6 protein-coding genes are annotated in these 5,860 nt (G+C 59.7%); all 6 read left to right on the top strand.

The window, feature by feature from the left end:
• Positions 1–197 (top strand): hypothetical protein (locus tag PMI28_RS30430; RefSeq protein WP_007992018.1); only part of this gene is annotated, 197 nt, incomplete at its 5' end.
• 51 nt (positions 198–248) lie between these two features.
• A protein-coding gene (gene prfB, locus PMI28_RS30425; RefSeq protein WP_104450710.1) for a peptide chain release factor 2 occupies positions 249–1,344 on the top strand; the annotation gives its coding sequence in 2 pieces (ribosomal slippage) (positions 249–320 and positions 322–1,344; 1,095 coding nt in all).
• Positions 1,345–1,457: 113 nt separating this feature from the next.
• Positions 1,458–2,960: a lysine--tRNA ligase gene (gene lysS / locus PMI28_RS02435; RefSeq protein WP_007992008.1), complete on the top strand. Its 1,503-nt coding sequence runs from the start codon at positions 1,458–1,460 to the stop codon at positions 2,958–2,960.
• Positions 2,961–3,059: 99 nt separating this feature from the next.
• Entirely contained in the window at positions 3,060–3,776 is a 717-nt protein-coding gene (locus PMI28_RS02440; protein WP_007992006.1) for a TetR/AcrR family transcriptional regulator, read from the top strand.
• Positions 3,777–3,964: 188 nt separating this feature from the next.
• The gene (locus PMI28_RS02445) at positions 3,965–4,519 is read left to right on the top strand and encodes a hypothetical protein (RefSeq protein ID WP_007992004.1); all 555 of its coding nucleotides are present in this window, start codon (positions 3,965–3,967) and stop codon (positions 4,517–4,519) included.
• Positions 4,520–4,551: 32 nt separating this feature from the next.
• Complete coding sequence (locus PMI28_RS02450) at positions 4,552–5,829, top strand: flavohemoglobin expression-modulating QEGLA motif protein (protein WP_007992001.1); 1,278 nt, start codon at positions 4,552–4,554, stop codon at positions 5,827–5,829.
• Positions 5,830–5,860: the final 31 nt, after the last annotated feature.

Genomic DNA, 5,860 nt, shown 5'->3' with positions numbered 1-5,860 from the left:
GCACCTGCCGAGCCCGCGAGGCTGCGTTCGAGGACGAAGTCCTCGCCATCGCCGTTTTCCTGAAAAACCGCATCGTGCGGTTTTACGACGGCTGCGCCGCCGAACGCAGCCTCGCGGGCTCGGCAGCTGCTACCAGTGCCTTGCCGTGGAAACCATTCGCCGGTAAACCCGCCATGCGGGCTGCCGGGACTGCTTGATTACGGTATACTCGCCGGCTTTCAAAAGTTCGCCAACGAGTGCTGCCCGTCATGGAAATCAACCCGATCCTGAACACCATCAAGGACCTGTCCGAGCGCTCCGAAACTATTCGGGGGTATCTTTGACTACGATCAAAAGCATGAGCGTCTGACCGAAGTCAATCGCGAGCTTGAAGATCCGAGTGTCTGGAACAAACCTGAATACGCCCAGGAGTTGGGCCGCGAGCGCGCTGCGCTGGCGCAAATCGTCGATACCCTCGACGGGTTGAACACCGGTCTGGCCGATTGCCGCGACCTGCTGGACATGGCCGTCGAAGAAAACGACGAAGGCGCAGTGGACGATGTCGTTGCCGAGTTGGCCCGACTCGAGGAAAGTCTGGCCAAGCTGGAATTCCGTCGCATGTTCAGCCACGAAATGGACCCGAATAACGCCTATCTGGACATCCAGGCCGGCTCCGGCGGCACCGAAGCCCAGGACTGGGCCAACATTCTGCTGCGCATGTACCTGCGCTGGGCCGACAAACGCGGTTTCGACGCGACCATCATGGAACTGTCCGCCGGTGAAGTCGCCGGGATCAAGGGCGCGACCGTGCATATCAAGGGCGAATACGCGTTTGGCTGGTTGCGGACCGAGATCGGCGTGCACCGTTTGGTGCGCAAGAGCCCGTTCGACTCCGGCAACCGTCGCCACACCTCGTTCTCTGCGGTGTTCGTCTCGCCAGAGATCGATGACAAGGTGGAAATCGAAATCAACCCGGCAGACTTGCGGATCGACACCTATCGTTCCTCGGGTGCCGGTGGTCAGCACGTAAACACCACCGACTCGGCCGTACGTATCACCCACGTACCGACCAATACCGTGGTCAGCTGCCAGAACGAACGTTCCCAGCACGCCAACAAAGACACCGCCATGAAAATGCTGCGGGCCAAGTTGTACGAGCAGGAAATGCAGAAGCGCAACGCGGCGTCCCAGGCGCTGGAAGACACCAAGTCCGATATCGGCTGGGGTCACCAGATCCGTTCGTACGTGCTCGATGCCTCGCGGATCAAGGATCTGCGCACCAACATCGAACGCAGCGACTGTGACAAGGTGCTCGATGGCGACATCGACGAATACCTGGAAGCGAGCCTGAAGTCCGGGCTGTAAAAGACGCAATACAGGATCGGCTGATTCAACTCGATCCCTGTAGGAGCCAGCCTGCTGGCGATCCCCGGGCCGCAGGGCCCGGGGGCAACGAACCTGATGGAATATTTAAAGACATGAGCGACCTAGAACTCGACCCGCAAGCCCTGCAACAGGAAGAAAACTCCCTGATCGCCCTGCGCAAGGAAAAGCTTGCTGCCGAGCGTGCCAAGGGCAATGCCTTCCCCAACGACTTCCGCCGCGAAAACTACTGCGATGCACTGCAGAAACAGTACGCGGACAAGACCAAGGAAGAGCTGGCAGAGGCTGCGATCCCGGTCAAGGTTGCCGGTCGCATCATGCTCAACCGTGGCTCGTTCATGGTGATCCAGGACATGACCGGACGCATCCAGGTCTACGTCAACCGTAAAACCCTGTCCGAAGAAACCCTGGCCGCGGTGAAAACCTGGGACATGGGCGACATCATTGCCGCCGAAGGCACCCTGGCCCGCTCCGGCAAAGGCGACCTGTACGTTGAAATGACCAACGTGCGCCTGCTGACCAAATCCCTGCGCCCGCTGCCGGACAAGCACCACGGCCTGACCGACACCGAACAGCGCTACCGCCAGCGCTACGTTGACCTGATCGTCAACGAAGACGTGCGCCAGACCTTCCGCGTGCGTTCGCAAGTCATCGCCCACATCCGCAGCTTCCTGATGAAGCGTGACTTCCTCGAAGTGGAAACGCCGATGCTGCAGACCATTCCGGGCGGCGCGGCAGCCAAGCCGTTCGAAACCCACCACAACGCGCTGGACATGGAAATGTTCTTGCGCATTGCGCCTGAGCTGTACCTCAAGCGCCTTGTTGTCGGCGGGTTTGAGAAGGTGTTCGAGATCAACCGCAACTTCCGTAACGAAGGCGTTTCGACTCGTCACAACCCTGAATTCACCATGCTGGAGTTCTACCAGGCTTACGCCGACTACGAAGACAACATGGACCTGACCGAAGAACTGTTCCGCGAACTGGCTCAGCTGGTTCTGGGCAGCACCGACGTGCCATACGGCGACAAAGTGTTCCATTTCGGCGAGCCGTTCGTACGTCTGTCGGTGTTCGACTCGATCCTCAAGTACAACCCTGAGCTGACCGCTGACGACCTGAACGACATCGACAAGGCCCGCGCCATCGCCAAGAAGGCCGGCGCCAAGGTGTTGGGCTTCGAAGGCCTGGGCAAGTTGCAGGTGATGATTTTCGAAGAACTGGTCGAGCACAAGCTGGAACAGCCGCACTTCATTACCCAGTACCCGTTCGAAGTGTCGCCGCTGGCCCGTCGTAACGACGAGAACCCGAACGTCACCGACCGTTTCGAGCTGTTCATCGGTGGTCGTGAAATCGCCAACGCCTACTCCGAGCTGAACGACGCGGAAGACCAGGCCGAGCGTTTCATGGCCCAGGTGGCCGACAAGGACGCCGGCGACGACGAAGCCATGCACTACGACGCCGACTTCGTTCGTGCGCTGGAGTACGGCATGCCGCCAACAGCCGGTGAAGGCATCGGCATCGACCGTCTGGTGATGCTGTTGACCAACTCCCCGTCGATCCGCGACGTGATCCTGTTCCCGCACATGCGGCCGCAAGCGTAAGTGTTTCAATTAAAAAGCCGCCTTTTCAGGCGGTTTTTTATTGCCTGTCTGGTACAAACGTATCAACTTGTTACTTTCATCTGAGAGGAAATACCTGTCGTGATTCGTGCAATAGCTCAAGAAGGTGCAGCGGGTATCGCCACTGCGGTCGCTGAAAGTGTTCAGTACCAGGGCCGCAAGGCCAGCCGACAGGGCAGCGAGCAGCGTCGACAGGACATTCTCGACGCCGCGATGCGCATTGTCGTGCGCGATGGCGTGCGCGCCGTACGGCACCGTGCGGTGGCCGCCGAGGCGCAAGTGCCGTTGTCGGCGACCACTTACTATTTCAAGGATATCGATGACTTGCTCACCGACACCTTTGCCCAATACGTGGAGCGCAGTGCGGCGTACATGGGCAAGCTGTGGGTGAACAACGAAGGCCTGCTGCGCGACATGATCGCCAGTGGCGATGGCAGCCCGCAGGCGCGCTCGAAACTGGCGGACGATATTGCGCGGCTGATGACCGATTACGTTCACCGGCAACTGGTCAATCGCCGTGAACATTTGATGGCCGAACAGGCGTTCCGCCAGGAAGCGTTGCTTAACCCGCGCCTGGCCGAGCTGGTGCGCTCGCATCAGCAAATCCTGTTGCAGGGCTCTTGCCAGCTGTTCCAGGTGTTGGGCTCGCGCGAGCCGCATCAGGATGCCAAGGTGTTGACGGCGATTATCGGCCGGATGGAATATCAGGGCCTGCTCAACGTCGACGAGCCTGCCGCCGAAGAGGAAATGCTCGGCATCCTGACGCGCTATATGCACCTGGTGCTGGCGTCGGTCTGAGTTGAGCGCGGTCCCCGTAGCAGCTGCCGAAGGCTGCGTTCGGCGACGAAGTCGTCGTAAAACCTGCCACCGTGTTCCTTCAGGTTGATTCGGGATTCAGATTTTACGACTGCTTCGCAGCCGAACGCAGCCTTCGGCAGCTGCTACCGGTCAGCGCGAGGGGGGTTGTGTTTCATAGGGAGTATTGAATGAAAGCCTGGCGTGTCGTTGTGATCGCCTTGTCGTTCCTGCTGCTCAGTGGCTGTCTGGTGACCTTCAAGGAACCGCTGCCTGCAAGCGAACCCGCGCCCAAAGGATTGCTCGGCAAATGGACCAGCACCAATGCCTGGGGCGAGCCGCTCAACCTCGAACTGACCCGCATCGGCGAAAACCGCTATCAGGCCGTCAGCTACTACCGCGCTCGGCCCAGGGAACGTGAAGCCTATCCGTTCACCCTGTCGCGCCATGGCAATCGCTGGTATCTGTCGGCGAAGGTGCCCGCGCAATTCGGCGGGCATTTCACCATTGGCGGGTTTGAGTTGACCGACAAGCATGAGCTGGTGGTTTACAACCTCGACCTCGACCAGATCAACCAGGCCATGAAGCAAAAAGCCCTGAGCGGCGAAAGCTTCCAGACCAACGACGGCGATGGCGTATTGATCGACAGCAACATGGATCAGGTCGCCGCGTACCTCGACGACCCGGCCAATTCGGATGTGTTCGTCGAAGCGGTGCGCTACCAGCGTCAGGCCAAAGCCAAATAACCGGCACCAAAGGGTTTCTACAGGAGTTTCGCGTGGACGATTACCAACAGTCGATACGTGCTTTGTCCGATCGCATCGTGTTGGCGCAGACGCCGATCCGCGTCCTCGATGCGGTCAAATGGGACGACAACATTCGCAAGGGCTTCCTCAAGGCCAAGGGCAAGGAAATGCCGGCGGTGGACCGCGACTACTACCTCAACCGGCCGCTGGCGTTCGATTCCAGCAAAGTGAAGCTGGAGTTCCAGAACATCGAGCGCGACATCACCCGTCAGCTCGGCCAGTTCAACCCCGTCGGCCAGATCATGCGGCGCATGTGCAAGGAATACCGCATGGTGGTGCGCATGCTCGAAGCGCGTGGCACCGAGGATTTCGGCCTGATTTCCCAGGAGTTGTACGGCGCCGCGTCCGATGCGTTCCATGCCGGTGACCCGACGCTGTCTGACCTGGGCATGATGTTGTCCGAATACCTGAACAACATCGACGGCCGTGGCGACCTCAAGGACGAGCCGAAAACGTTGACGGCCAAGGATGCGGTCGACCTGTTGCAGCACCGGTTGAACAAGGTGTTTGGCGAAGCCGAGGAAACCATTCGGGTGTTCGAGTCCGACGGGATCGTCGCCGATGCGGCGGCAGGCGCCGATTACATCAAGATCCGCTCCGACGCGATGTTCAACCGGCGCGATGTGCGCGCCCTGGAGGTCCACGAAGGGCTGGTGCACGTCGGCACCACGCTCAACGGCCTGAACCAGCCGATCTGCACCTTTCTGGCCAAAGGCCCGCCCTCCTCGACGGTGACCCAGGAAGGCCTGGCGATCCTGATGGAGATCATCACCTTCGCCTCCTACCCGAGCCGTCTGCGCAAACTCACCAACCGCACCCGCGCCATTCACATGGTGGAGGAGGGCGCGGACTTCCTGCAGGTGTTCGAGTTCTTCCGCGAGCAAGGTTTCGAAATGCCCGAGAGCTACAGCAACGCCAGTCGCGTTTTTCGCGGCTCGGTGCCGACAGGTCTGCCATTTACCAAAGACTTGTCCTACCTCAAGGGCTTCATCATGATTTACAACTACATTCAACTGGCTGTGCGTAAAGGCAAGCTGGAGCAGATACCACTGTTGTTCTGCGGCAAGACCACCCTGGAAGACATGCGTACCTTGCGCCAGCTGGTGGACGAAGGCCTGGTGGTGCCGCCCAAGTACCTGCCGGAACAGTTCCGCGACATGAACGCGCTGTCGGCGTGGATGTGCTTCTCCAACTTCCTCAACCACCTGAGCCTGGACCGGATCGAGGCGGATTACTCGAACATCCTCTGAGGCTGGTGTTATCCCCCTGTGGGAGCGGGCT

Source organism: Pseudomonas sp. GM48, from assembly GCF_000282335.1.
Taxonomy (GTDB): Bacteria; Pseudomonadota; Gammaproteobacteria; order Pseudomonadales; family Pseudomonadaceae; genus Aquipseudomonas.
Note: the sequence above shows the minus strand (reverse complement) of the source record. Positions and strands in the feature narration are given on the sequence as shown.